Annotated in this window: 27 protein-coding genes; 9 read left to right on the plus strand and 18 right to left on the minus strand. The window is 64.0% G+C overall.

What is annotated here, in order from left to right:
* The first annotated feature begins 212 nt into the window (after nt 1–212).
* Nucleotides 213–422 carry a hypothetical protein gene (locus tag QQK18_RS05685; RefSeq protein ID WP_284339338.1) on the plus strand — a complete coding sequence of 70 codons (210 nt, stop codon included), beginning with the start codon at nt 213–215 and terminating at the stop codon, nt 420–422.
* A 133-nt stretch (nt 423–555) separates the two neighbouring features.
* On the opposite strand, the gene pdxR is transcribed toward QQK18_RS05685, so the two are convergent.
* Complete coding sequence (gene pdxR, locus QQK18_RS05690; protein ID WP_284339339.1) at nt 556–1,947, minus strand: MocR-like pyridoxine biosynthesis transcription factor PdxR; 1,392 nt, start codon at nt 1,945–1,947, stop codon at nt 556–558.
* 117 nt (nt 1,948–2,064) lie between these two features.
* Here pdxR and QQK18_RS05695 point away from each other — a divergent pair, with 117 nt between their 5' ends.
* Entirely contained in the window at nt 2,065–2,313 is a 249-nt protein-coding gene (locus QQK18_RS05695; protein WP_284339340.1) for a hypothetical protein, read from the plus strand.
* A gap of 147 nt (nt 2,314–2,460) precedes the next feature.
* On the opposite strand, the gene QQK18_RS05700 is transcribed toward QQK18_RS05695, so the two are convergent.
* Nucleotides 2,461–2,904, minus strand: a complete 444-nt coding sequence (locus QQK18_RS05700) for a winged helix-turn-helix transcriptional regulator (RefSeq protein ID WP_284339341.1) — start codon at nt 2,902–2,904, stop codon at nt 2,461–2,463.
* 93 nt (nt 2,905–2,997) lie between these two features.
* Here QQK18_RS05700 and QQK18_RS05705 point away from each other — a divergent pair, with 93 nt between their 5' ends.
* The 5 genes from QQK18_RS05705 to QQK18_RS05725 all read left to right on the plus strand — a co-directional run bounded on the left by QQK18_RS05705 (nt 2,998) and on the right by QQK18_RS05725 (nt 6,173).
* Complete coding sequence (locus tag QQK18_RS05705) at nt 2,998–3,669, plus strand: alpha/beta fold hydrolase (protein WP_284339342.1); 672 nt, start codon at nt 2,998–3,000, stop codon at nt 3,667–3,669.
* A 45-nt stretch (nt 3,670–3,714) separates the two neighbouring features.
* Nucleotides 3,715–3,897, plus strand: coding sequence for a DUF899 family protein (locus tag QQK18_RS05710; protein ID WP_284339343.1), 183 nt, complete (start codon nt 3,715–3,717; stop codon nt 3,895–3,897).
* On the plus strand, nt 3,894–4,736 hold the full coding sequence (locus QQK18_RS05715) for an alpha/beta fold hydrolase (RefSeq protein ID WP_284339344.1): 843 nt from the start codon (nt 3,894–3,896) through the stop codon (nt 4,734–4,736). The genes QQK18_RS05710 and QQK18_RS05715 overlap by 4 nt, the downstream gene beginning before the upstream one ends.
* Nucleotides 4,737–4,770: 34 nt before the next feature.
* The gene (locus QQK18_RS05720) at nt 4,771–5,208 is read left to right on the plus strand and encodes a VOC family protein (RefSeq protein WP_284339345.1); all 438 of its coding nucleotides are present in this window, start codon (nt 4,771–4,773) and stop codon (nt 5,206–5,208) included.
* Nucleotides 5,209–5,351: 143 nt separating this feature from the next.
* Complete coding sequence (locus QQK18_RS05725) at nt 5,352–6,173, plus strand: C40 family peptidase (RefSeq protein WP_284339346.1); 822 nt, start codon at nt 5,352–5,354, stop codon at nt 6,171–6,173.
* 16 nt (nt 6,174–6,189) lie between these two features.
* Here the strand turns inward: QQK18_RS05725 and QQK18_RS05730 are convergent, their stop codons facing one another.
* The 6 genes from QQK18_RS05730 to nagZ form a co-directional block, all read right to left on the minus strand.
* On the minus strand, nt 6,190–7,101 hold the full coding sequence (locus tag QQK18_RS05730; RefSeq protein WP_284339347.1) for an ABC transporter ATP-binding protein: 912 nt from the start codon (nt 7,099–7,101) through the stop codon (nt 6,190–6,192).
* The gene (locus QQK18_RS05735; RefSeq protein WP_284339348.1) at nt 7,098–7,916 is read right to left on the minus strand and encodes an ABC transporter ATP-binding protein; all 819 of its coding nucleotides are present in this window, start codon (nt 7,914–7,916) and stop codon (nt 7,098–7,100) included. Before QQK18_RS05735 ends, QQK18_RS05730 begins: the two co-directional genes overlap by 4 nt.
* The gene (locus QQK18_RS05740; RefSeq protein ID WP_284339349.1) at nt 7,913–8,800 is read right to left on the minus strand and encodes an ABC transporter permease; all 888 of its coding nucleotides are present in this window, start codon (nt 8,798–8,800) and stop codon (nt 7,913–7,915) included. The genes QQK18_RS05735 and QQK18_RS05740 overlap by 4 nt, the downstream gene beginning before the upstream one ends.
* Before the next feature lie 3 nt (nt 8,801–8,803).
* Nucleotides 8,804–9,781, minus strand: coding sequence for an ABC transporter permease (locus QQK18_RS05745; protein WP_284339350.1), 978 nt, complete (start codon nt 9,779–9,781; stop codon nt 8,804–8,806).
* Nucleotides 9,782–9,844: 63 nt separating this feature from the next.
* A complete protein-coding gene (locus QQK18_RS05750; protein ID WP_284339985.1) occupies nt 9,845–11,497 on the minus strand; it encodes an ABC transporter substrate-binding protein in 1,653 nt (550 codons plus the stop codon).
* A 37-nt stretch (nt 11,498–11,534) separates the two neighbouring features.
* Complete coding sequence (gene nagZ / locus QQK18_RS05755; RefSeq protein WP_284339351.1) at nt 11,535–12,557, minus strand: beta-N-acetylhexosaminidase; 1,023 nt, start codon at nt 12,555–12,557, stop codon at nt 11,535–11,537.
* 312 nt (nt 12,558–12,869) lie between these two features.
* Here nagZ and QQK18_RS05760 point away from each other — a divergent pair, with 312 nt between their 5' ends.
* On the plus strand, nt 12,870–13,454 hold the full coding sequence (locus QQK18_RS05760; RefSeq protein ID WP_284339352.1) for a dihydrofolate reductase family protein: 585 nt from the start codon (nt 12,870–12,872) through the stop codon (nt 13,452–13,454).
* Here QQK18_RS05760 and QQK18_RS05765 read toward each other — a convergent pair.
* Together QQK18_RS05765 and QQK18_RS05770 are read right to left on the minus strand one after the other, a co-directional pair.
* Nucleotides 13,451–14,008, minus strand: coding sequence for a helix-turn-helix transcriptional regulator (locus QQK18_RS05765; RefSeq protein WP_284339353.1), 558 nt, complete (start codon nt 14,006–14,008; stop codon nt 13,451–13,453). The genes QQK18_RS05760 and QQK18_RS05765 overlap by 4 nt on opposite strands.
* Nucleotides 13,977–14,837 (minus strand): S1C family serine protease, encoded by an 861-nt coding sequence (locus QQK18_RS05770; RefSeq protein ID WP_284339354.1) that lies wholly within the window; start codon nt 14,835–14,837, stop codon nt 13,977–13,979. Before QQK18_RS05770 ends, QQK18_RS05765 begins: the two co-directional genes overlap by 32 nt.
* Before the next feature lie 142 nt (nt 14,838–14,979).
* Here QQK18_RS05770 and QQK18_RS05775 point away from each other — a divergent pair, with 142 nt between their 5' ends.
* Nucleotides 14,980–15,891, plus strand: a complete 912-nt coding sequence (locus tag QQK18_RS05775) for a S1C family serine protease (RefSeq protein WP_284339355.1) — start codon at nt 14,980–14,982, stop codon at nt 15,889–15,891.
* A gap of 220 nt (nt 15,892–16,111) precedes the next feature.
* Here QQK18_RS05775 and QQK18_RS05780 read toward each other — a convergent pair whose 3' ends face one another.
* From QQK18_RS05780 to QQK18_RS05815, 8 genes are all read right to left on the minus strand, one after another.
* A complete protein-coding gene (locus tag QQK18_RS05780; protein ID WP_284339356.1) occupies nt 16,112–16,684 on the minus strand; it encodes a DUF308 domain-containing protein in 573 nt (190 codons plus the stop codon).
* A gap of 57 nt (nt 16,685–16,741) precedes the next feature.
* Nucleotides 16,742–17,320, minus strand: coding sequence for a TetR/AcrR family transcriptional regulator (locus QQK18_RS05785; protein ID WP_284339357.1), 579 nt, complete (start codon nt 17,318–17,320; stop codon nt 16,742–16,744).
* 68 nt (nt 17,321–17,388) lie between these two features.
* A complete protein-coding gene (locus tag QQK18_RS05790) occupies nt 17,389–18,312 on the minus strand; it encodes a PfkB family carbohydrate kinase (RefSeq protein ID WP_284339358.1) in 924 nt (307 codons plus the stop codon).
* 133 nt (nt 18,313–18,445) lie between these two features.
* On the minus strand, nt 18,446–19,156 hold the full coding sequence (locus QQK18_RS05795; protein WP_284339359.1) for a GntR family transcriptional regulator: 711 nt from the start codon (nt 19,154–19,156) through the stop codon (nt 18,446–18,448).
* 84 nt (nt 19,157–19,240) lie between these two features.
* Complete coding sequence (locus QQK18_RS05800) at nt 19,241–20,176, minus strand: dihydrodipicolinate synthase family protein (protein ID WP_284339360.1); 936 nt, start codon at nt 20,174–20,176, stop codon at nt 19,241–19,243.
* A gap of 31 nt (nt 20,177–20,207) precedes the next feature.
* A complete protein-coding gene (locus QQK18_RS05805) occupies nt 20,208–21,875 on the minus strand; it encodes a thiamine pyrophosphate-binding protein (RefSeq protein WP_284339361.1) in 1,668 nt (555 codons plus the stop codon).
* Nucleotides 21,876–21,922: 47 nt separating this feature from the next.
* A complete protein-coding gene (locus tag QQK18_RS05810; RefSeq protein WP_284339362.1) occupies nt 21,923–23,440 on the minus strand; it encodes a tripartite tricarboxylate transporter permease in 1,518 nt (505 codons plus the stop codon).
* Nucleotides 23,440–23,907, minus strand: coding sequence for a tripartite tricarboxylate transporter TctB family protein (locus tag QQK18_RS05815; protein ID WP_284339363.1), 468 nt, complete (start codon nt 23,905–23,907; stop codon nt 23,440–23,442). Before QQK18_RS05815 ends, QQK18_RS05810 begins: the two co-directional genes overlap by 1 nt.
* Nucleotides 23,908–23,968: the final 61 nt, after the last annotated feature.

Below are 23,968 nucleotides of genomic sequence, written 5' to 3' on the forward strand. Positions count from 1 at the left end.
AAGCACAACTATTTACGCCCCACCGCGGTCAAGCGCATCAAGAATCTTATCTCAGCCTCCTTGGACTCTGGTGCCCCCATCTCGGGAGCCATCCGTTTGGCACAAATTAACACTCTGGATCATTCCCCGCCCACCCGTTTGGGGGGCGCGGCGGGCGTTAACAGACGATTAATGATGCCCGATCGCCACTCAACTCCGACTGGACATAGCCCATGCCCCGCCTGCCCGACGCCATCGACTTCAATGATCTCGACTATCCGGAACTGACCGACATCTTCCACAGTATCGATGCCGGCATTGCCGCCATCGTTGCCAGTGACCCGGCGTTCCGGCGCAAGCCCGCGCAAAAGCGCCGCGCCCGCACCGGCAAGGCCGGCGGCGCAACGTCGGGGATCCGCCGCGCAGAGCGTAAGGCCGCCTGACGATCAGTCCTTCCCCAGCGCCACGGGGTTCCGGTCTTCCGGAACAGGGTCTTGAGCGTATAGCTCGCCGCGCAGGACAGTGTCCGAGTTCCGCGTCCAGGCCTTCACAGCCTCGCCTCCGGTTTTCCTCGGGCTAACCGTCTACAATAGTGGCAAGGGTGCGCAGGGCCGTACGAAGGGCCGACTCGGGCATGCTCGCGTAACTGAGCAGCAGGGTGCTCTCGTCAGGCGCGGCACCCAGATAGTGCCGGCGCAGAAAGCTCAGGCCCATGCCCCGCTTGTTGGCACTCTCGAGGATCGCTTCCTCGTCGAGGCGCCGGGGAAAGCGCACGGTTGCGTGGAGGCCAGCCGAGATACCGCCGACCTCGGCCTCGGGCAGCTCCGCGCCAAGGACGGCGAGGAGCGCCTCGCGGCGGTCGCGGTAGAGGGCACGCATCTTGCGCAGGTGCCGATCGTAGTCGCCGGTCGTGAGAAAAGAGGCGAGGGCGAACTGTTCAATCCGGCCGCGGCCGCAGTCCATCAGCCGCAATTCGTCCTCGAACATCAGCAGCAGATCGGGCGGGACGACCATCCAACCCAGCCGCAGTGCCGGTGCGAGCGTCTTGCTCACGGTGCCGGCATAAACGACGTTATCGGGCGCAAGGCCCTGAAGCGCGCCGACGGGAGCGCGGTCGTAGCGGAACTCGGCATCATAGTCGTCCTCGAGTGCTACGGCATTCTTCTCCCGCAACCAGCTCGCGAGCGCGAGGCGACGCGCGCCGCTCATCACCACGCCGGTTGGAGATTGATGAGCAGGTGTCAGCAGCACGGCCTGCGCTTCGCTCCTGGCGAGCGCAGCAACGTCGATGCCGTTTTCATCCACGGGGATGGGGATCAGTCTCAGTCCAGCCGCAAGCCAAATGTCACGGTCGTGATAGCCAGGGTCCTCGACCGCGAGCTGCGTCACGCCACGCCGCTTCAGCGCCCGCGCCATCGAGGCCCGCGCCTGCTCGAAGCCGCTGGTGATCAGGATCTGGCGCGGATCGCCGCTGACGCCACGTACGCGCCCGAGATAGTCCGCCAACGCCTGGCGCAGGAGCAACACGCCATAGCGTTGTCCGTAGCCGAAATCGTCGGGCGTCATCGCCTTTAGGGCAGCCTCGACCGCCTTCAGCCAGCGTGCGGAGGGAAAGGTCGACAGATCCGGACTGCCGGGCCGGAAGTCGTAGCGGAAGATTGCGGTCGGGAAGCTCTCGGGCGGGAGATCGTATGCCTGCCGCTCCGGCGCCGTATCCGCCACTCGTGGCGCCGCGCCTTGTCGCAGAGCGAGGTAGCCCTCGGCCGCGAGCTGGGCGTATGCCTCCATCACCAGGGGCCGCGAAATGCCCAGATCGCGGGCGAGGTCGCGGGTCGATGGCACCTCGCTCCCCGGCCGCAACGTGCCGCCACGGATGGCGTCGCGCAGTTGCCTTTCGACCTGCCTCTGCATGGATTCGGACCCGTTGCGATCCACGCTGATCAGCAGCTCGGCGTCTCGACTGGACAAGGATTTCCGCCCTCAACTGGTCATTAAGTACCTGACCAGTTTGCCATAGCTTCGTCCCTGCCCGCTAGGGCGTTGGTGCCTTGGGCACAGCACAGAGTCAAACCGTTGGAGAAGCAAATGGCCATCGCCGATTTCACCCCGGTCGACCGTTCCATCCAGTTCCCCCTTGCCCGCGGCTTCCATGCCATCGTCGCGTGGGTCGCCGCCCGTCGAGCAGCGCGGGCGAAGAGGGAGGCATTGCTCAGCCTGCTGTTTGCGCCCGAGCACCGGCTGCGCGATGTCGGCATCACCCGCGAGCAGCTGATCCGGGCGATCGAAGCTCAAGGCACTCGCGTTCGCGCGAGTGAACACCGCATCCAGAAATGAGGGGCTCCGGTTGGACCAGAATGGTGCTCGTACGATGATCCGCCACCGCTCAAGGTACGAACAGGTGCTGCTGCTCGCCAACGGCTCGGGTTTTGCCCTCATTCGTGATGCCTTTGATATGATGGCGGTTGCCACGGGCGGCTGCCATCAGACGGGAGCCTGGTCCGTCGCACCCAGGTGGAGGCGCCGGAGGGCAGCCATTTGCTGCTGGTTGGCGTCGGGTCCCATGCGGTCACGCGCCTCGCCGGTCCTCGCGAGGACCGGGTCGACCGGCTCGTATTTCCGGCTCCAGCGGCTGATCTCGGCGATGATGGGCAGGAGCTCTATACCCTTTTCGGTGAGGGAATAGATCGCCTTGAGCTTGTGCTCGGGGTCACCGGCGCGCGTCAGCACGCCGGCCTCTACCAGCTTTGCCAGCCGGTCGGCGAGGATGTTGGACGATATCCCCTCATCCGACGCCAGGAATTCGCGGAAGTGCCGCTTTCCGGCAAACATCATATCCCTGACAACCAGGAGGCTCCACTTGTCGCCAAACACCTCGAGGCCGAGGTTGATGGGGCAGCCGGAGCGGTGCGTGTGCGTGTCTTTCATTTTCATGGTTGCAAACTACAATCATCGGTTGTAAAACGCAATCGATTGCAAAACACAATCACTTGTAAAAGACAATCATAGGAGGAGAAAACAATGGCCACCTTCGTCATCGTACATGGAGCCTGGACGGGAGCGTGGTCCTGGAAGCGCGTGGTCGAGCGGCTGCGCGCCAAGGGGCACGTGGTGCACGTGCCGACGCTCTCGGGGCTCGGCGAACGCACGCATCTCAACACCCTGCCGATCAACCTCACCACGCACATCGACGATGTGGTCAACGAGATCCTCTTTCATGACCTCGGCAATGTCGTGCTGGTCGCCCATTCCTATGGCGGCATCGTCGGCACCGGCGTCATCGAACGGGTCAAGGACCGCATAGCCTCGGTTGTCTATCTCGAGGCCTTCATTCCGGAAGACGGGCAGGGGTTCATCGACTTCGTCGGCGGCTGGGAGCTGAAGGGGGAACTGATCGAGGCGCCCCCAACATCGCCGGGCGACTATCTGCGTGAAGAGGACCGCGCCTGGGTGGACGGCAAGGCTACGCCGCAGCCGACCGCTACGCTGACGGAGCGGCTGAAAGTCGCCGGCGCCTACAAGGACCTGGCGAAAAAGACCTACATCGTTGCCACTGGCTGGGACGGGTTCAGCACCATTGCCGACACCTATCGCAACGACCCGGCCTGGCAGGTGCATGAGGTTGCGTGCGGCCATGATGTGCCGATCGACATGCCGGACGAACTGACGGCGCTGCTCGAAAAGGCTGCCTGAACCAGTGGCGGCTGACAGCACGCGATAAAGGAGGAGTTATTTCGAATGACCCAGCACCCTGTCGTCCCCCGAAAGGAATGGCTCGATGCCCGCAAGCGCCATCTCGAACACGAGAAGGAAATGACCGGCATGCGCGACCGGGCATACATGTATCTCGAAACCACGATCATGGACTGGATACGAAGGCACGACGAGTACCCGGAGTCTGCGCCGCGAGGCCTGCCATGAACGAGCGCGTGATCCGTGCCGATGGCGTCGAGATCGCGACGCAGAGCTTCGGCGACCCGGCCCAGCCGCCGATACTTCTCATCATGGGCGGCATGGCCTCCATGTTGTGGTGGCCCGAGGAATTCTGCCGCCGGCTCGCCGCACAGGGCCGCTTCGTCATCCGCTACGACCAGCGAGACTCTGGTCTTTCGACCAAATATCCGCCCGGTCGGCCGGGCTATGGCTACGATGACGCGGTCGATGACGTCTTTCGCGTGCTCGACGGCTACGCGATCACGGCGGCGCATGTCGCGGGGTTCTCCCAAGGCGGGATGGTCGGCCAGGGTGCGGCGGTCAAGCATCCGGAGCGGGTGCTTTCCCTGACGGCGATCAGCACCTCGCCGATCGGGATGGATTGGTCCAGCCTCCCCCAGAGCGGCAAGGCGTGGCTGGAACACATGGCCCTGGATGTGGACTGGTCGGATCGCACGGAAGCGGTCGCATACCTGGTCGAGGATGCACGTCTGGTCGCAGGCACGGCATCCGAGTTCGACGAGGCCGGGATGAGAGCCTTCATCGAGAAAGACTTCGACCGTTCCGGTGGCTATCTGAGCGCCACCAACCACAGCGTCCTGTTCGAGATAGGCGAGCCATGGCGCAGCCGGTTCCGCGAGCTGCGCGCCCCGCTGCTCGTGATCCACGGCACGGCCGACCCGATCTTTCCGATTGGGCATGGCCTGGCGCTCTGCCAGGCCATAGCGGGCGCAAGGCTCGTCAGGCTCGAAGGCGGCGGCCATGAGCTGCATCCTTCCCACTACGATACCATCATCGCGGAGATGACCCGGCACACGGCGCGATAACGCGCTAGTTTGCACGACAATGGAGATTGGACACATGGCGCTCAAACGGATGGACAACATAGGAATCGTCGTCGATGACCTCGAAGCGACGATTGATTTCTTTCGCGAGCTCGGCCTTGAGCTCGAAGGGCGGGGCACGATCGAAGGAGAATGGGCCGGACGTGTCACTGGACTGGGCGATCAGCACGTCGAAATTGCCATGATGCGGACGCCCGACGGCCACGGCCGGCTCGAGCTATCCCGCTTCCTTGCGCCGCCTGTCGTGGCGGATCACCGCAACGCCCCGGTCAACGCCCTGGGCTATCTGCGCGTCATGTTCGCCGTGGACGACATCGACGAGACGCTAGAACGGCTCCGCAATCGCGGCGCGCAACTCGTCGGCGAAGTCGTCCAGTATGAAGACACGTATCGGCTCTGCTACATCCGCGGGCCTGAAGGACTTCTCATCGGACTCGCCCAGGAACTCGGCTGAGCGGGACGGACATACGCAAAGTGGTGACAGAACGCGGTTGTCCAGCTAACTTTCCGATATGTGCAACGTCTCGTGCATGACCGGCAAGCAGGCGTGGAGGCGCAAGGTATCCGCAACATCTCTGCCATGCCGAAGGCGCCACATTGCTTGATCATCGCCTGACCCTGGCACGCGAAGGGATCGCCGCCCGCTCGCTGGAAGGCATCGTCCCGGCCGCCCGCTACATCGATACCACAGTGCGCCAGACGGGCGTCCCCTCTGCATCCCTGCGCCGCGCGCCTTCGCCCGCCGCCGAACAGCTCGACCAGTTGCTGTTTGGCGAGCTGTTCGAGGTGCTGGACGAGGTGGATGGCTGGGCTTTCGGGCGGGCGAAGCGCGACGGCTATGTCGGCTATGTCGAGGCCGCGGCGCTGGGCGCGCCGCCCACGGCACCGACCCACACGGTGCGGGCACTGCGGACTTACGCTTTCAGCGCCCCCAGCATAAAAGCCCCTCCCACCGGGCTCTACTCGATGAATGCCCTGATGACCGCCGAGGGGCGCGAGGGCCGCTTCGTCAAGGCGGCGGGCGGCTGGTTCGTGGACGAGCACCTCGCTCCTATCGGCGAGGCTGAGGCGGACCACGCGGCGGTCGCCGAGCGGTTCGTCGGCACGCCCTATCTCTGGGGCGGGCGCGAGAGCCTGGGGCTCGATTGTTCCGGGCTGGTGCAACAGGCCCTATACGCCTGCGGTCGCGACTGCCCGCGCGACAGCGACCAGCAGGCGGCGGTGGGCAAGCCGGTCGAGGCGCTGCAGCGGGGCGACCTCGTGTTCTGGCGCGGCCATGTGGCGATCATGACCAGTGAGGCCGACATCATCCACGCCAATGCCTGGCACATGGCCGTGGCTGTCGAGCCCCTGGATGAGGCGGTCGCCCGCATCAGGCGCCTCGGTGGTGGCGAGCCGACCGACTACCGACGGCTTTGACCGCCGAGAACTCTGCTCACGCCGGCATCGGGCGGATGAAGTGATTTGCGGCGATCTCGCGCACTTCGGATTGGTCGATGGCCGATTGCCGGCGGATCACGTCGACGCGGCTGAGCTCGCCATCGAACAGCGTCTCGGTCAGGCGGCGATCGGGATCCGGAACGGCCGAGAGCAGGAGACGGGTGTAGGGGTGCTGCGGATTGCCGAGCACGCTCTCCGTCTCGCCCCACTCGACGATCTGCCCCGCATACATGACCATGATGTCTTCCGCCACATAGCGGGCGGTGGCGATGTCGTGGGTGATGTAGAGCACCGCCAGCCCCAATTGGCGCTTCATGTCGTTGAGCAGGTTCAGGATGCCGAGCCGCACCGAGACGTCGAGCATGGAGGTGGGCTCGTCGGCGATGATCACCTCGGGATTGACGGCGAGCGCGCGCGCGATGCTGATGCGCTGGCGCTGGCCGCCGGACAGCTCATGCGGGTATTTGGGGAGGATCAACGCCGGGTCGAGCTTCACCCGGGTGAGGACCTCGGCGATTGCCGCCCGCCGTTCTGCGCCTTTCAGGGCGGGCTGGTGAAGCTGCAGCGGACGCTCCAGATGGTAGCGGACGGTGTGCACGGGGTTGAGCGACGAGAACGGGTCCTGAAAGACCATCTGCACCGCACGGCGGTAAGCCTTGAGGCTCCCGAGCGGCCCGTCCTCCACCGGCGAACCGCGGAACAGCAGGCGGCCTTCGTCCGGCCGGTACTCGCGCATGATGAGGCGCGCAGCCGTGGTCTTGCCCGACCCGGACTCCCCCACAAGGGCAAGGGTGCGGCCGGGATGAAGAGCAAACGAAATCGAGCGCGCCGCATGAACGCGAGCTTCTGCCCGACCGAAGCTTTTCGAGACATGGTCAAGGGCGAGGATAGGCGTCGTATCGCTCATTGTCCGGCGTCCCGTGCGGTCCGTTCACTGCCGAGGCGCGGGATCGAGGCCCAGAGCCGGCGCGTGTAGTCATGGCGAGGCGAACGATAGATCGCCTGCGCGTCGTCGACCTCCACCAGTTCGCCCTCGAGCATGATGCCGATGCGGTCGCTCACCTGCACCATCAGGGCCAGATCGTGGGTGATGAAGAGCACCGAGAAACCCAGTTCCTGGCGCAGCCTGTTGATGCGCTCGAGGATTTCGCGTTGCACCACCACGTCGAGCGCGGTGGTGGGCTCATCCATGATGAGGAGCTTGGGATTGAGCGCCAGGCAAATGGCTATGACGACCCGCTGGCGCATCCCGCCCGACAGCTGGTGCGGATAGGCTGACAGCCGGTCGGCCGGTATGTCGACGAGCCTCAGCAGGTCGGCGGCGCGCGCTCGCGCCGCGGTGCGAGACATGCCGGTATGGGTCCTGAGCACATCGTAGAACTGGCTTTCGATCGTCAGCACCGGGTTCAGCGAGTTCATCGCGCTCTGGAACACCATCGCCACCTCGCGCCAGCGAAGATCGCGAAGGGCTGCACTGTCGAGGGCAAGAACGTCACGCCCGTCGAGCAGGATCTCGCTGCCCGACCGGATGATGGCGGGCGGGCGGAGCAGTCGGGTGATGGCAAAAGCGATGGTGCTCTTGCCGCAGCCGGATTCGCCGGCAAGGCCGAAGAACTCACCGGCCGCGATGGTAAAGCTGACATTCCTGACGGCATGGAAATCGGCTTCGGCGCCGATGTAGTCGACCGAGAGGTTGCGGATCGACAGAACGGGGTCGCTCACAGCTGTCCTTCACCCCTTCTAACGAGGCCCGTCCAGCGGGCGAGCATGCCCCCGGTGCGCAGGCGCGGGTTGGCGATTTCGTCGATGGCGAAGTTGATGAGCGCAAGGCCAAGGCCGAGCACTGCCAGCGCGACGCACGGCGTAAGGATCTCCCACCAGGCCCCGACCGACAGCGCCGAGGCGTTCTGCGCGTTGTAGAGCATGATGCCCCATGAGACGGTGTTCGGGTCGCCCAGCCCAAGGAACTCGAGCGTTGCCTCGGTGATGACGGCAAAGATGACGCTGCCGATGAAATTGATGCCGACGATCGAGATGAGGTTCGGGAAAATCTCGAAGGCCATGATGCGCCAGCTGGGTTCGCCCAGCATCTGCGCGGACTTGACGAAGTCACGCTGGCGAACCGACAGCGTCTCCGAGCGCGTGACGCGCACGCCCCAGGCCCACGACGTGAACCCCAGGATGATGGCAATGACCAACGGGCTGGCCTGGCCGATGAATGCCGCAAGCACCAGTAGCAGCGGCAGGTTGGGGATCACGAGGATCATGTTGGTCAGGAAGGTGATGATCTCGTCGACCACGCCGCCCTTGTAGCCGGCGATGATGCCGAGGACGGTGCCGATCACCGTGATCAGGAGCCCTGCCCCGAAACCGACGGCGAGCGATACCCGGGCGCCGTAGAGCAGCCGGGTGAAGACATCGTAGCCGAGGCGCGTTGTCCCGAGCCAATGGTCGGCGGACGGCGGCTGGTGCGGCCGGCCGACCCGCTGGGTGGGGCTGTACTCGGTGAGCATCGGGGCGAACACCGCAACGAGAATGACGATGACGAGAATCGTTACGCCAACCAGGGCCTTCCTGTTGTGAAGCAGTTGGGTGAGGAGGCTCATCGCTCAGGCCCGCTTGAGTCGTGGATCGAGCAGCACGTAGCTGAGGTCGACGATGAAGTTCGCGATCAGCATGGCTGCCGTCATGATCAGCAGCGCCCCCTGGATTACCGGGTAGTCGCGCGCGAGAATGGCCTGATAGAGCGTGTTGCCCATGCCCGGATAGTTGAAGACCACCTCGGTGACCAGCGAGCCGCCCAGCACGGCACCCAAGGCGATGGCAAGGGCCGAAACCGTCGGCAGCAGCGCATTGCGCGCGGCATACCAGAGCATGACACCCTTGTCGGACAGCCCCTTGGCACGGCCCATCACGATGTAGTCTTCGCCCAGCAGGTTGATCATGTTGTTGCGCATGGTCACCGCGAAGCCACCTGTCAGGACAACAACCATCGTCAGCATCGGCAGGGTGCCGTGGTAGAGGACGCTGGAGATATAACCCCAGTTCCAGGACGGATCGAGCATGGGATCGGCGGCATATCCGTTCGGGAACCAGCCGAGGGTATAGCCGAAGACGAAGAGCGTGATCAGCGAGACCACGACCGCCGGAACCGAGCTCGAGAAGATCGAGGCCAGCGAGACGACGGTATCGAACCGGGTGCCGCGACGCCACGCAGCCATCACGCCGAGGAAAGTTCCGAGCGCAAAGCTGACGAGGGTGGCCGCGCCGACGAGGCCGACAGTCCAGATCAGCGCCCGCCCCAAGAGATCACTTACCGGGAGCGGGAAATACTTGATCGAGCGCCCGAGATCGCCGGTGAACACGCTCTTGAGATAGGCGAGATACTGCTCGCCGATCGGCGCATCGATGAAGCCGAAAGTGAGCTTGAGCGCGTTGAGGTTGTCCAGCGACAGCTCCGATCCAGCGCTGGCGAACATCATCTTGATGGGATCGCCCGGCATCAGGCGCGGAAGAAAGAAGTTGATCGTCGCGGCGGCAATGAACGCTGCAAGGTAGAACGCCAGGCGTCGGAGCAGAAAGGCCATTCCGCTGATATCCTGCTAGAAGGAGCGCGCCACCCGGACGCGCCCCCACTTGTTCCGGAAGGGTTATTGAGCAACCGGGCGCAGAGCCAGCAGCTGGATCAGGCGAGCCGGATTGGCGTTGGAGACCACCGGGGACACAAACGGGTTCTCGGCGCTCGCCCAGCCCGTGAAGCGCTTGGTGTTGTACTGGTAGAAGGCCGGGCTGTTGTAGACCGGAATCACCGGCATGTTCTCAGCCACGATGAGCTGGATTTCGTCCATGATCTGCTTCTGCTCGGCCGGATCTTTGGTCCGCGTGTACTGGTTCAGGAGATCCATGACCTCGGGATCGGTCCAGCGCTGGGCGCTGAAGCGGCTCTTGCCGAAATCATCCGGATTGAACGAGCGGCGATATGGGAAATAGGGATTGAAGGATGATGCGATCGCGTTCAGCGTCATCGAGTACTTCGCTTCGATGAGATCCGAGGTCCAGACAGCAGCTTCCGGGGTGCTCATCTTCACATTGAGGCCGGCAGCCTTGAGGCTTTCCATGGTGATCTGAACGGCATCGATCCAGTCGGTCCAGCCGTTCGGTATCTCGATATCGATCGCGATCGGCGTGCCGTCCGGATTGTCGCGGAAGCCGTCGCCATCGGCATCGACGTAGCCGGCTTCGTCAAGGAGCGCCGTCGCCGCTTCAGGATCGAACTTGCCATACTGGCCGAACTTGGCCTGGACTTCGGGGTTGGCAAAAGACTCGTAGGTTTTGCCGAGCATCGACGGGTCTTCGTTGATCAAGGGATAGCCGTATCCGGCGATGTCGATGATCGTCTGGCGGTCGATCAGCATGCTCATCGCACGCCGGAAGTTGACGTCGTTGAAGGCTTTCCTGTTGTTCTCGTCCGGCGATTCCAGATTGAGCGAGTACGCCACCAGGCTCGACGGATTGAACCAGTACTTGTGGTGCTCGGGGTCCTTGGCCACGAACGTATTGTCGATGTCGGGGATGAAGCTCGTCGCCCAATCGAGGGTGCCGTTGGCCAGGGCCGCGAGAACCTGCGGGTTATCGGCGAGCTGAGGCAGGCGAATGCAATCGACGGCAAGGGTCTCGGCGTCCCAATAGTTCGGGTTGCGGCATTGCTCGTAGACCTGCGGGGTGAAGCGGGTGATCTCGGTCAGCGGACCGGAGCCCACCGGGTTTTCATTGGAAAATGTCACCGGATCTTCAACTTCTGACCAGATGTGTTCCGGCACGATCGGCATGCCGACGAGCGTATTGGCGATCAGCGAATTGGGTTCGATGAGGTTGAAGCGCACGGTTCGCTCGTCGACCTTCTCGACGGATTCGAGCAGGGCCGAGACCGAGATGAAATCGAGCGCCGGGAACTCCTTGATGTAATCATAGGTGAAGACGATGTCGTCGGCGGTGAGAGGCTCCCCGTCCGACCACTTCAGCCCCTCGCGAAGGGTGAAGGTGATCGACTTCAGATCGTCGGCCAGCTCGAAACTCTCGGCCAGTCTGAAGTTCGGCCGGTTGCCGTCGCGGCGGTTGAAGATCGCCAGAGGCTCGTAGATGAAGTCGAGCGTGGTGGCGCGGGCGGAGGTCTGCCCGAACGGATTGAAGTTGCGCACCCAGGTCGTTGTCTGTTCGGAGCTGACGGTCACCACCGCCTGGGCGCTCACCGGTGTCGTCATGGCCAGAGCCACAGCGGCCGCTGCAATCAGCTTTCTCGTCAACACTTCGGGTCTCCCTTTCTTTCATCCCGGCACCGCTTCACGCGACGCCGCTCTCCCTGAAAATCTCTTCCACCTCGCCGTGGAGTGCGGCAACGTCTACGCGAAGGTTACCGCGTTTGCCTTGCGCGCGGGCGATTCGTTCCAGCGTTTTCGGACTGAGCGGGCGAGCGGCCTTGGCGGCCGCTTCGGCCACCGTCAGCCCACCCTGGCTGAGAAGCGCGATATCGTAGCCCGCTTCGAGGGCCGCGGCGACGCGCTCCGCCCCCGTACCCTTGAGCGCTTCCATGGAGAGGCAGTCGGTAATCAGCACGCCATCGTAGCCCACGTCTTTGCGGATAAGGTCGCAGACATCAGGCGAAACCGAGGCCGGACGCTGGGGGTCGACCTGCGTGAAGACGAGGTGGGCAACCATCGCCCAGGGCGTATCCTTTAGCGCGATGAATGGTTGGAAGTCGGTGTGGCGCAGATCATCGAGCGTGGCGTCGACGACGGGACAGTCGAAATGCGGATCGACGGTCACCCGGCCATAGCCGGGGATGTGCTTCATGATCGGTAGTGTGCCGACCTCGAGCATGCCTTCGATGACTTCGCGCGCCATGGTGATCACCAGCTCCGGATCGTCGCCGAACGCGCGCTGGCCGATCACGTCGTGGGTGCCCTTGCGGGCAAGGTCAACGACCGGCGTCGTCCCGCTGTCGATGGTGAGGTCGGCCAGAATCGTGCCCATGGCCAGCGTCGAAAGGCGCATGGCGCGCCTGGCAAGGCCGAGGTCCTTCCTGGCGAGCGCCCCGAAGGAGCCAAGGCTTCGAAAGCTTGGAAAATTGCCATTGTCGAGGCGCTGTACGCGGCCGCCCTCCTGGTCGACGAACACGGGCGCATCGGCACGCCCGACTGCTGCCCGAAACTGCGCAATGAGCCGGCGCACCTGGTCCGGCTTGTCGATATTGCGCCTGAACAGGAACAGTCCATAGGGGTTCGCATCGCGCAGGAACGCAACCTCGTCCGCAGACAGCTCAAGTCCCGGCATGCCGATGAACAGGGCAAGGGGCGTGTTTGACATGACTATAGCCCAGGCCCGGAAACGCGCCTGAGGCGTGGCAGCCCCTGGTAGATGTCTTCGCGATCCGCCTCTATCGGTACCGCTCCCACTGCACTGGCATTGAACTTTCGCGCTGGCCTCTGCCACGGCTGATGCGGTGGGAGAGCAACGCGAATCGCAGCCTGTCGAGAATAGAGGTTTACGCGCAATCCATAAACAAGACGGACGCGCGATCTAACGGGACCGCATTGCGATGACATTGTCGAGTCCGATGGTCGCCGTTCGTCGTGCTGACATCGGAGGGATGTGATTCCCTTCTTCAGGAAAAGCACAATGTCCAATTCCGTTCTCTACATGTCGATGTCGCTCGACGGCTACATAGCGGGGCCGAACGACCGACCTGGCAACCCTGGCGGCGACGATTTCATGCGCTTGCACGAGTGGTATGGGTTCGAGGCCCCGCCCCCCAACACAAAAGGGAGCCGGTGGGGCGCGCACTTCATGGAGGAAGTGCAAGCGACGGGTGCGGTGCTTGCGGGTCGGCGCACGGTTGAGCAGGTCGATCACTGGAGCGGCAACCATCACGGCGTCCCGATCTTTGTTCCCAGCCACCGACCGCCTGGCGAGGCCGTCGCCAAATATCCCTTGGTGACCTATGTGACCGAGGGGATCGAGAGCGCGATGGAACAGGCCAAGGCCGCGGCAGGAGATCGCGACGTCATGGTGCACGGCGCATACACGGCGCAGAAAGCGCTGGAGGCCGGCGTACTGGACGAATTGCAGATACATCAGATTCCGGTGCTGTTCGGTGCGGGCCTGAGGATGTTCGACGTGCTGTCACGGCGAATCGAACTGGAGATCGTCCGGGTGATCGACACGCCGGAAGCCACCCACATCCGATACCGGGTGGTCCACTAAAGCATCACCAGGCCCTCGCGCAGCGCAATGGCGACGGCATCGGAGCGGTTCTGAGCGCCGAGCTTTTCGAGCACCGCCGTGACATGGAACTTGGCGGTATGCACCGAGATATCAAGCCGCCGGGCAATGAGCTTGTTCGATGCCCCCTCGACGAGCAGCGCCAGGACTTGCTTCTCCCGCGAGCTCAGATGCACCGGCTCGGGCGGTGCGTGATCGCGCACGATCCGATAGCCGCTGGCGATCAGCGTTGCCGCGGCGAGGACGAAGGCGGGATCGAGGCTCTCGACCACCGTCTCGTTCGGGTGCTCTCGACGCTGCGTGCCGATGAGGAGGACGGGCCGCCGACTCTCGAAATCGGCTTGCACCAGAGGCGCATCGGCGATGATGACTGCTGCGTCCTCCTCCGGACTCTCGATCAATCCAGGGTGGAACGGCAATCGTGCGCGCAACGCCTCGAGCAGGGCGGCGTCCCCGATCGCAAGGCCGATGCGGAGCGGCGCTGCAGCCGGAAGGGCGGAGCGCTCAGCCGCGGGGACGCTCGCCGATGGTGACATCGATTTCGCTGGCAACTCCACCGCGCAGCACTCCCAGTTTTGCTGTCTCTCCGACCGTACCGGTCCCCAGCCGGTTGGCGACATCGCCGACCGACCGGATCGTCTCACCATTCCATGTGGTGACGAGGTCGCCCACGACAAAGCCCGCATGCGCAGCGGGGCCCTCGGGCTCGATGCCGACCGCGATCGCGCCCTCGCCGCGGCCGACCGTGTGGAGGCTGACCCCGAGATAGCCGCGTGGGACATAGCCCTTTTCGCTGAGCGTTCTCACCGCCCGTTCGACGGTCGAGGCCGGAATGGCCAGCGCGCGGCGACGAGGGCCGGTCACGGCGAGACCGATGAGACCGCCGTCGGGCGCGAGCACCGCGCCGCCCTCCGCCCGGGAGGAGAGGCGGAGGCCGAGCGTGATGCGCGCGTCGATGTCGCCGCCGCGCATGCTGCGCCAGGCGGGCCCGATCTCGGAGACAAGGCCGAAACTCGCCAGGGGCGAATAGGCCCCGCGACCGGCAACGATGGCGAGCGAGCCGACGGCGGGGGTGGGTGCATGCGTCCAGTCGTCGAAATCCGGGGTCGTAAGCCTCAGCAGCGCGACATCGGTGGTGGGGTCGCGGCCGGCAAGTTCAGCCCTCACCTGCGATCCGTCGGCGAGGAAGACGTCGAAGTCGTCCTCGCCGGAAAGGGCTTCATGTGCCGCAACGACGAGCCCGGTGCGCCAGATGAGGCCGCTGACCTGTCCGCCCTCGGCCCCCCGGACGGCGACGAGCCGTGGGGCCGCCGCGGCGATGAGGTCGGCAAATTGTTGGGAAAGGGTGGCGAGATCGGCCGGCATCGCAGGAGTCCTCGGAAGTTGGGTCATTGCCGAAAAGCTGGGCCATAAGGGCGGGCTTGCACAGCTAGCCAGATGGGCAGGTGCGGTGCCGTCAGGCGATCCCCATTTGATGACGTGACAGACAGTATTGCGGAGCAACATCATGCTGGAGACCGATCAAACCAAGGCCGATGCGGGCCTGCTCGACGCCTATTCGCGCGCGGTCGCGGACGTCGCTGATCTTGTTGGCCCGGCGGTCTCTGCCGTAACGGTCGATGGCCGCGGCCACGGGTCGGGCGTCGTCCTCTCGCCCGACGGTTTGCTGGTCACCAATTCGCACGTTGTCGGCCAAGCAAGGAGCGTCGACCTCGCCCTGCCCGATACCAGGCGGATCAGAGGCAGGGTGCTGGGCACCGATCCCGATACCGATCTTGCCGTCATCAAGGCCGACGGGTCCGATCTTTCGACTGCGGTGCTCGGCGATAGCGCCCATCTGCGACGCGGGCAGATCGCCATTGCCATCGGCAATCCGCTGGGCTTCGAGTCGACCGTGACGGCCGGAGTCATCTCGGCGCTGGGCCGGAGCCTACGCTCGCCCACCGGCCGGCCGATAGAGGACGTGATCCAGACCGACGCTGCGCTCAATCCCGGCAATTCGGGTGGTGCGCTGGTTGCCAGTTCCGGCGAGGTGATCGGCATCAACACCGCCATGATCGCCGGTGCCCAAGGCATCTGCTTTGCCGTTGCCGCCAATACCGTGCAGCTGGTGGTCAGCGAAGTGCTCCAGCACGGCGCAGTGCGACGCGCCTATCTCGGCGCGGGAGCGGATATGGTGCCGTTGCCGCGGCGCATCGCCGATGCCGCGGGGATCACCAGCCGCTCGGCGGTGGTACTGCACTCGCTGGTCGCGGACGGACCCGCCGCGCGCGCCGGCTTACGCGATGCCGACATCCTCATCAGCCTCGACGGTCATCCGGTCACCGGACCCGGCCCGCTGCTGCGCTTGCTCGATGCCGGAGCTATCGGCAGGCCGCTGCAACTGCGCATCCTGCGGCAGGGCCATTCCTCGAGCTGACCGTCACTCCGACGCAACGGCCGCCCTTCGAGGCACGGCGCCCGCAGCCAAGGCCTGCGCCGCGGCGGCCAAGAGAGTCGGCGGCCGCGGCGCCTGCCCGGGCGCTCGCCTCCTGACGGCCGCCCTTCCCCGGCTGAGTCCGCACCCGTTGCGAGGCAGGAGCGGGAGGCTGGCGCATCCGCGACGCGCCAGCGAGCCAAGCGTGGTGAGACGATGAAGATCACCGTTGTTTCCGTAATCTCCTGCCGATGACAAGCGATATTGCCGAAACGAGAAAATAGACGGCGCCGAAGGCCGCGTATCCCGCAATCACAGGGATCACCGCTGGTACAGGCTGTTGCGCCTGGACGACGAAAAACGCGCCGGCAAGTGCTGATTGACCGCCGCTCAGGGCCATCGCCCATTGTGCGCCTGAAGATTTCCAGCGGCGGACTGCGGTGCCGAGTTGCAGCAGGCCCGATAGGATGGCCCACGCACCGAATACCGTGAGGACAGTGCTGAGGCCGATCTGCAGAGCCGCGAGCACTGCCACTGTCGTGGCCAGGCTGACGAAAACATTGAAGGCTTGCGTGCGGTTGCGAGCTAACCCGCCGTTGCGGACGGCGTCGACATAGTTGGCCCCAGCATCCCAGAACGGGTAGATCACCAGCAGGATGGCGCCAGGAACGGCATAGTGTTGGCCGAGCGTTAGAGCGGATGCCACCCAGGCCGCAGAGAATGCCGCGCGGGAGAGGTAATACGAGGTGAGCCAGCGATCCTGAGTTGATCGGGCGAAGTCATCAATTGTCGTCATTTTCTCTATCTACTAGTTGGTAGGTGGAATGCGGCCTGATGTGATGGCCGAGTTGGGTCAGTTGGAGAGGCGATCGAGCATCGAAGCGGTGATCATGCCGAAGAGCTTTGGATCGTCGTGCACCCGTGCGGACAACATCCCGCCGTGCACCGCAGCCATGAAGGCCTCTGCTTCGGCCTGGGGCGGGTTTGAAAGTCGAAAGATGCCCACTTCGGCACCGCGTTCAAATACGGATGTGAGCCATTCCGACAAAGTCTCGAAATGAAGACGCACTTCGCCAGCCACTTCGGCCGGCAACACCGGCAGTTCGCTGGCCAGAAGCGCGCATACGCAGAAGGGTGCGCTTGCATCCGCAATGCACTTTTCCCAGTAACCGACGTAGCTTGAAAGCTGGTCGCGCGGGTCTGCGGCCGTCCGTTCAAGCTCGGCGAACCCGGCCCGCGCCTCCTCGCGATAACGAAAGACCAGCGTGCGCACCAGGTCGACCTTGCTTGGAAAATGATGGTGGATGCTGGCCTTGCGGATGCCGACGACCTCGGCAATGTCCGCATAGCTGAACCCGTTGTACCCCCCTGCGATAATCAGCGAGCGGGCACAGGCAAGGATATCGTCGGATGTCGTGGACAGGTTGGTCATAACGTTACCTACCTAGTAGTAGGTAGCCTGTCAAGGCCCTTGCGACGCCCCGGTTGCAGGTTTGAGTGTCAGCGCTCGCCTGTCATTCTGGCCACGACCCGGGCGCGGTCGGGTGCCCCTAGCCTGCCGCCGAAGACCTCACATTTGAGGGCGGCGGCGGTATTGGCGAAGTCGATGACCTCTCGCATGGGCATGCCCTCGGCAAGTGCAGTGACGAACGCACCGTGGAAGACGTCGCCGGCCGCGAGCGTGTCGACCGCTTCGACTGCAGGCGGCCGCTGCTGGCGAACCGTCCCGCCATCGTCCCAGAAACAACCCTGCGGACCTGCCGTGACGGCGATGAAGGCGGGAAAGCGCCTCGCGATCTCTGCCACGGCGGCGGCGGGGTCGCGAGTGCCTGACAGCCGCGCTGCAGCCGGCTCGGAAAAGACCGCGTGACTGGCACGCGACACCAGGTCGACAACCACCTCATCGGGACCGACATCGGCGTCGAGCACGCCCGGAATGCCCGCCTCCCGGGCGGTGTCGAGTATGCGGGCGGCGCCCTGCGGCCATCGCACATCGACGAGGACCGCATCGGCCTCTGCGATCTTGTCGAGCGACAGCCAATCGGTGTCGGTGCCCAGCGCCGGATCGTAGTACGGCACCACCAGTCTTTCGCCCCGCCGGTCGATGAGGACGGCGCTGGTGGGCGAGCGCGCTCCTTGCACCTGACGCACCCAGCGGCAATCGACGCCGGCCGCCGTCAGGTCGCCGATGATGCGCGTGCCGATGTCGTCATCACCCACTCGCGCCACCAGAGAGGCTTGGGCGCCGAGCCTGGCGGCCGCAGCCGCCGCGCTTGCCGCCATGCCGTGTGCCACCTCGAGCAGCGCGAACGGCAGCACCTTTCCCGGCCCGTCAGGAAGCGTTTCCAGCCGAAACAGGAGATCGTAGGTGGCCGCCCCGACGCACACGACGCGTACGGGCCGATCGGTACTCGCCAAGTTCAAGGACCCCCTCCAAGCCGGCCTTTTGGCACACACTAGAGCAACGCGAGCAGAGGTGCATACCGGCCTTTCGCAACAAACGTTGCGACCACAAAGTACTGGAGCCGGCGCTCCGATTCCCTCAGCGCGCGAGGCTCTAGCTGAAGAAGTGCTTGTAGCGCTCGCGCAGCGCCTCCACGTTCACCACAGTCTGGCTGAGGTGGGCGCGCATGGCCTTAACGGAAGCCTCTTCCTCGCCCGAATCGATGGCGTCGAGGATGTCGCGATGCCCGTCGAGGATAAACCGTATCTTGGTTTCGTCATGCGGTTGCAGTCGCCGCATGCGGCTTAAATGCCCCGATTTAGAGGTCACCAACTGGTGCAGGCCCCGATGGCCCACCCCCACGAAGAGTGTTTGGTGGAACATTTCGTCGAGTTCCTGAAATGCCAGCAACTGCCCCGGATCCTCGGCCACCGCCTCCTGCATGCGCACGATCGCCCGCGCATGTTTCACCGCCTCCTGGTTCCTTGCACGGGTCAGCTGGCGCACCACTTCCGTTTCGAGCGCCACCCGCATGAAATGCGCCTCATAAATCTGCGGGGTGTTTATCTGGCTGACGATAGTCTTGGACTGCGGAAATATCCGCACCAGCCCATCCTGCTCCAGGCGCTGCATCGCCTCGCGCAGTGGCGTCTGGCTCACTTCATAAGCCTTCGCCAACTCGGCCCGCGGCAGGCTTGTTCCAGGCGGAAATTCGAGGGATATGATCCTTCGGCGCAAATCCTCGTAAAGGCGACTCCCGACCGATCCGCCCGATGGCGCGGCAAACCCGCCAAAGGCAGGACCGGGAGCCGCGGGATCCGTCATGTTCAGTCCCTGAAGGCGCGATTCGAAAGGCAATGGGCTCGGTTTCAACGAAAGGGACTTCCCACTTGGCTGTTGGTCGACATGTTAGCGTCCGAGAGTTCGGGTGTCGAACTGGAAGCCGATCTCCATCCTGGCGATCATGTCCCCGATTTCGGCCATGTCCACCGCATTGAGCGTCGGTCCCGGGGCGCGTAGCACCGCGCATTCCATGGCACCGCGCTGGCGCATCACCTCCTTGCGGATGGCGATGCCCCACTCCCCCTGGGCCTCATAGCGCAGCAGGGGCAAATAGGTGTTGAACAATCGGTGGGCCGCTTCGCTTTCCCCGCGGCTCATCAGGTCGTAGACTCCGGAAAGCATTTCGGGAAAGGAAAAGCCGGCCATCGGCCCGTCTGCCCCGCGCGCCAATTCCTGAGGCAGGTAGAGTCCATTGTTTCCGGTCAATATGCGCACCTTGTACCCGAGCTCCGCCCGCAGCCGGGTGATCTTGGTGACGCTTGGAAGATCCTCCTCCTTGACTACCGCGATCTGCGGGAAGGTTTCCACCAGCCGGCGTATCAGCGAGGGCGACATCTTCACCCCCGAATGGCCCGGAAAATCCTGCAGAACCGTCGGTGTATCGCCGATCCGGGCGAAAATGATGTCGAAGTAGCGCAGGAGCTCTTCATCCGTCTGCGTGCCGGCGGGTGGGCAGATCATCACGCCGCTGGCGCCCTCGGCCATCACCTGCTGCGCAACGGCCACGAGTTGGGCGATGCCGGGGCTGGATACGCCCACGATGATGCGCTTGCCCTGCGCCGCTCGAACGAAGCGGGCCGCCACGGCAATACACTCGTCCGGCGTCAGTTTGCCCTGTTCCCCACTCACACCCAGCACCGTCAAACCTTGGGCGTCGTGCTTGTAGTAGAAGGCGGAAAGCGTATCGATGCTATCGAGGTCCAGCGCCCCGTCTTCCCGAAACGGGGTCTGCGCCACCACATGCAGTCCCCTGCACTCGCGCATCGATACGATATCGGCCATCCGGCTCTCCTTGTGCGGAATGCGCCGCCCGCTATTTCCTTGCAGCTTCGCTTTGGGCACGGATTTCGGATGATGTAGCGCCCGATGTCAGTGCCTCGGGGTCGAGCCGCAGTTCGATCACGGCGAGCGTATCGGCGGCCTTGGCGCGATTGAACGCATCGGGAAAATCAGCCGTGTTCATCACCAGCTCGCCGTGGCCACCATAAGCACGTGCCAATGCCGCGAAGTCCGGACTCGTCAGCTGCGTGCCGGAGACACGTCCCGGATAGTGCCGCTCCTGATGCATGCGGATCGTGCCGTATTGCCCATTGTTGGCGACGATGACGATCGGCTTGGCACCATGTTGCATGGCCGTCGACATCTCGTTCAGGGTCATCTGAAAGCACCCGTCGCCGGCAAGGCAGACGACCGCTCGGTCCGGATGCTCGAGCGCACCTGCCACCGCCGCCGGAAAGCAATAGCCCATGCTGCCCGAAGTCGGCGCCAATTGCGTATGCGGGCCCTTGTAAACGAAATAGCGGTGCAGGAACGCCGCGTAGTTGCCCGCGCCATTGGTGACGATGGCGTCTTCCGGGAGATTGGTGGAAAGCCAGTGGATGACCTGTTCCAGCTTCACCGCACCGGGCGTTTCCTTCGGCTTTATCCAGACTTCGTAGTCGCGCCTTGCCGCCGCCGTCCACTCGGACCATTTGGCTTCGGTGCCGGCCGCCGGCGTCGTTTGCGCCAACGCCGCCACCATCTCCGCAGCCTGCGCGACAATGCCCAGATCCGGGCGGTAGACGCGTCCCAGTTCTCCCGGGTCCGGATAGACATGCAAGATAGTCTTGCCTGGTGCCGCCGGCTTCATCAGGTCGTAGCCACGCGTCAGGCTGTCGCCCAGCCGGCCGCCCAGCATCAACAGGCAATCGCTCTCCTGGAAGCGTGCACCAAGCCTGGGGTTCATGCCGACGCCGAGATCGCCGACATAATTAGAGTGCCGGTTGTCGAGATGGCACTGGCGGCGGAAAGTCACGCTCACGGGCAGGTTCCACGCCTTGGCGAAACGCGTCAGATTGGCGGCCGCCTCCCCGTCCCATAGTGTCCCGCCAACCACCACCAGGGGCTTCTCGGCCCGGCTCAGGGCCTGCGTCAGGGCGGAGACCTGAGCCGCGCTGACGGCGGCCGGCGAGGGCGCCACCACAGGCAGGTTCTCGACCTCAGCCTCAGCCGAAAGCATGTCTTCCGGAAGCGCCAGCACCACCGGCCCTGGTCGCCCCGAAAGGGCAACATGGAAAGCCCGGGAGATGTATTCCGGCAGACGCTCGGTCTGATCGACTTCAGCCACCCATTTGCAAAGGGTACCGAACATCGCCCGATAATCCACCTCCTGGAAGGCCTCGCGATCGCGGTGTGAACGATCGATCTGCCCTACGAAAAGGATCATCGGCGTCGAATCCTGCCGGGCGACATGCACTCCGGCCGAAGCGTTGGTTGCGCCCGGTCCCCGCGTCACGAAGCAGACGCCCGGCAAGCCCGTCAGCTTGCCGTGAGCTTCCGCCATCATGGCGGCGCCGCCTTCCTGACGGCAGACAATGTTCTCGATTCCGGAATCGTGAAGCCCGTCGAGCGCCGCCAGAAAGCTCTCCCCGGGGACGGAGAACACCCTGCGCACCCCATGGATCTTGAGCTGATCTACCAATATTTGTCCGCCGTGGCGCATCTGGTCCTGCTTGCTAAAAAAATCCTGTGGAACGGCGGGGCGCCAGCCTACGCCGCTATGCTGTCCTTGGGTTTGCGGATGACGATCACGTAGACAAAGGCGGCGGTCAAAAGCAGGAAGAACAGGCTGTCGAGGCTGGTGAGGAACACCAGCGGGCCGCCATCGGTCAGGGTGATCGCCCGCCGGAAATACTGCTCGAGATCCGGCCCCAGGATGAACCCGAGCAGCAGCGCGACGGTGGAATAGTTCTGGCGCCGCATCACGAAAGCGAGGATCCCGAACAGCAGCGACAGGAACATCTGGAAGATGGAGAGGGTCGCGACATAGCTGCCCACGAGCGCCACCACCGCGATGCCGGTATAGAGCAGGCCTCTGGAGACGGTGACCATGCGCAAGAACAGCGGCCCCAAGAGGTAGAGCGTGAGCGGTATCAGGATGAGGGCGCTCACGATCAAGGAGGCGAACATGGGCGAGATCAGATCGGCCTGGTTTTCCAGCAAGCGCGCGCCCGGTTGCAGCCCGTTGATCACGAGCACGCCAAGCACGATCGCCGTTGTCGGATCGCCGGGGATGCCGAACATCAACATCGGCACGAAAGCGCCGCCACACATGGCGTTGTTGGCCGATTCCGCCGCCGCAATGCCTTCGCGGCTGCCTTTTCCGTAGTCCTGCGGCCTTTTCGAGCTCCTGCGCGCCTCCACATAGGACACGAAAGCAGCCATGGACCCGCCCGCACCGGGCAAGACACCGATCAGATAACCGAGCACCGAACCCTTGAGATACGTCCACACGCCGATCTCGCGCACTTCCGACCACAGTGGAATGAACTCCTGCCGGCGGATCTTGATCTTGCGGATCTCATCGGCGTCGACGCCGGAAGTGACATTCCAGCTCTGCGCCTGGACCAGGATCTCGCTGACGGCAAACGCACCGATCACCAGCGGCATCAGGTCGATCCCCTCGATCAGCACCTCCGTGCCGAAGTTGAAGCGGGGGATAGGCTGGAGTACGTCGATGCCGATCGTGGCTATCATGATGCCGAGCAGTACCGCGATGGCACTCTTGGCGATTGCGCCCCTTTCCACGATGACGATCACCACCAGCGCGAACAGCACCAGCGAGAACTTGCCGGGTGTCTGGATCAGGAGGGAGAGCCGTGCAGCGACCGGCATGAAGGCCATCAGCATCAGCGCCCCGAGCGTGCCACCGACCATCGACCCGAGAGCTGCATGGCCCAGGGCATTGGCGCCCTTGCCCTGCTTCATCAGCCGATGGCCTTCGATCGCCGTCATCATCGAGGATGGCGCACCCGGGATGTTGATCGTGGTGGCGGTGATCGAGCCGGAATACATGCCGGCCATGAAGATCGAGGCGCACATGATCAGCGAGGGCACGACATCGATCTGGTAGGTGATGGGCAGCAGCAGCGCGATAGCCAGCACCGAGGTAAGCCCCGGCATGGCGCCAAAGAACGTGCCGATCAGGAAACCGCCGATCATCACCGCCAGGTTGAGCGGATCGAGAAGCTCCCTGAACCCGCCGAAATAGCCGAGGAACGTTTCCATCAGATGATCCCGTAGAGCTCAGGAAGCCGAATGCCGAACAAGACCGCGTAAAGGACGTAGAAGACAGCAGTCACCGCGACCGCATGGATCGCAAATGAGATCGGTTTTTCGAGCTTGAAGCCGAAGATCACGAACAGGGCGCTCACAAACAATATGGTCGAGAGCCCATATCCCAACGGCTCGAAGGCGAAGATGTAGATGGCCGTGGCGACGGTCACCAGGATGGGACGCACGGCGCTGCCCTCGGCCGGCGCTGTCGATGCAGCGCGAAACTGGCGCACCAGCACAAGCACGAGCAGCGCGTACATGAGCACGCAGGCGAGCACCGGCATGGCCCTCGGGCCTTCCCAGAACGACTCAGACATCTGCGAGCGCAGTCGGAACGTCTCGGCGAGATAGATGGTGGTCAGTATCAAGAGCGATATGGGGAGCCCGAATTCCGCGCTCAGCAGTCTCCGCCGGTCCATCGTGCATATCCCTTGCAAAAGAACACGCGCCAGGCCTCACGGCCTGGCGCGATGGAGGGTC

Source organism: Devosia nitrariae (genome assembly GCF_030160115.1).
GTDB classification, from domain to species: domain Bacteria; phylum Pseudomonadota; class Alphaproteobacteria; order Rhizobiales; family Devosiaceae; genus Devosia; species Devosia nitrariae.

What these genes read in the sequence shown, in the direction of transcription:
- QQK18_RS05685 (WP_284339338.1), top strand. Translation starts at nt 213, where the DNA reads ATGCCCCGCCTGCCCGACGCCATCGACTTCAATGATCTCGACTATCCG.
- QQK18_RS05695 (WP_284339340.1), top strand. Translation starts at nt 2,065, where the DNA reads ATGGCCATCGCCGATTTCACCCCGGTCGACCGTTCCATCCAGTTCCCC.
- QQK18_RS05700 (WP_284339341.1), bottom strand. Translation starts at nt 2,904, where the DNA reads ATGAAAGACACGCACACGCACCGCTCCGGCTGCCCCATCAACCTCGGC.
- QQK18_RS05705 (WP_284339342.1), top strand. Translation starts at nt 2,998, where the DNA reads ATGGCCACCTTCGTCATCGTACATGGAGCCTGGACGGGAGCGTGGTCC.
- QQK18_RS05710 (WP_284339343.1), top strand. Translation starts at nt 3,715, where the DNA reads ATGACCCAGCACCCTGTCGTCCCCCGAAAGGAATGGCTCGATGCCCGC.
- QQK18_RS05715 (WP_284339344.1), top strand. Translation starts at nt 3,894, where the DNA reads ATGAACGAGCGCGTGATCCGTGCCGATGGCGTCGAGATCGCGACGCAG.
- QQK18_RS05720 (WP_284339345.1), top strand. Translation starts at nt 4,771, where the DNA reads ATGGCGCTCAAACGGATGGACAACATAGGAATCGTCGTCGATGACCTC.
- QQK18_RS05730 (WP_284339347.1), bottom strand. Translation starts at nt 7,101, where the DNA reads ATGAGCGATACGACGCCTATCCTCGCCCTTGACCATGTCTCGAAAAGC.
- QQK18_RS05740 (WP_284339349.1), bottom strand. Translation starts at nt 8,800, where the DNA reads ATGAGCCTCCTCACCCAACTGCTTCACAACAGGAAGGCCCTGGTTGGC.
- QQK18_RS05745 (WP_284339350.1), bottom strand. Translation starts at nt 9,781, where the DNA reads ATGGCCTTTCTGCTCCGACGCCTGGCGTTCTACCTTGCAGCGTTCATT.
- nagZ (WP_284339351.1), bottom strand. Translation starts at nt 12,557, where the DNA reads ATGTCAAACACGCCCCTTGCCCTGTTCATCGGCATGCCGGGACTTGAG.
- QQK18_RS05760 (WP_284339352.1), top strand. Translation starts at nt 12,870, where the DNA reads ATGTCCAATTCCGTTCTCTACATGTCGATGTCGCTCGACGGCTACATA.
- QQK18_RS05765 (WP_284339353.1), bottom strand. Translation starts at nt 14,008, where the DNA reads ATGTCACCATCGGCGAGCGTCCCCGCGGCTGAGCGCTCCGCCCTTCCG.
- QQK18_RS05770 (WP_284339354.1), bottom strand. Translation starts at nt 14,837, where the DNA reads ATGCCGGCCGATCTCGCCACCCTTTCCCAACAATTTGCCGACCTCATC.
- QQK18_RS05775 (WP_284339355.1), top strand. Translation starts at nt 14,980, where the DNA reads ATGCTGGAGACCGATCAAACCAAGGCCGATGCGGGCCTGCTCGACGCC.
- QQK18_RS05780 (WP_284339356.1), bottom strand. Translation starts at nt 16,684, where the DNA reads ATGACGACAATTGATGACTTCGCCCGATCAACTCAGGATCGCTGGCTC.
- QQK18_RS05785 (WP_284339357.1), bottom strand. Translation starts at nt 17,320, where the DNA reads ATGACCAACCTGTCCACGACATCCGACGATATCCTTGCCTGTGCCCGC.
- QQK18_RS05795 (WP_284339359.1), bottom strand. Translation starts at nt 19,156, where the DNA reads ATGACGGATCCCGCGGCTCCCGGTCCTGCCTTTGGCGGGTTTGCCGCG.
- QQK18_RS05800 (WP_284339360.1), bottom strand. Translation starts at nt 20,176, where the DNA reads ATGGCCGATATCGTATCGATGCGCGAGTGCAGGGGACTGCATGTGGTG.
- QQK18_RS05805 (WP_284339361.1), bottom strand. Translation starts at nt 21,875, where the DNA reads ATGCGCCACGGCGGACAAATATTGGTAGATCAGCTCAAGATCCATGGG.
- QQK18_RS05810 (WP_284339362.1), bottom strand. Translation starts at nt 23,440, where the DNA reads ATGGAAACGTTCCTCGGCTATTTCGGCGGGTTCAGGGAGCTTCTCGAT.
- QQK18_RS05815 (WP_284339363.1), bottom strand. Translation starts at nt 23,907, where the DNA reads ATGGACCGGCGGAGACTGCTGAGCGCGGAATTCGGGCTCCCCATATCG.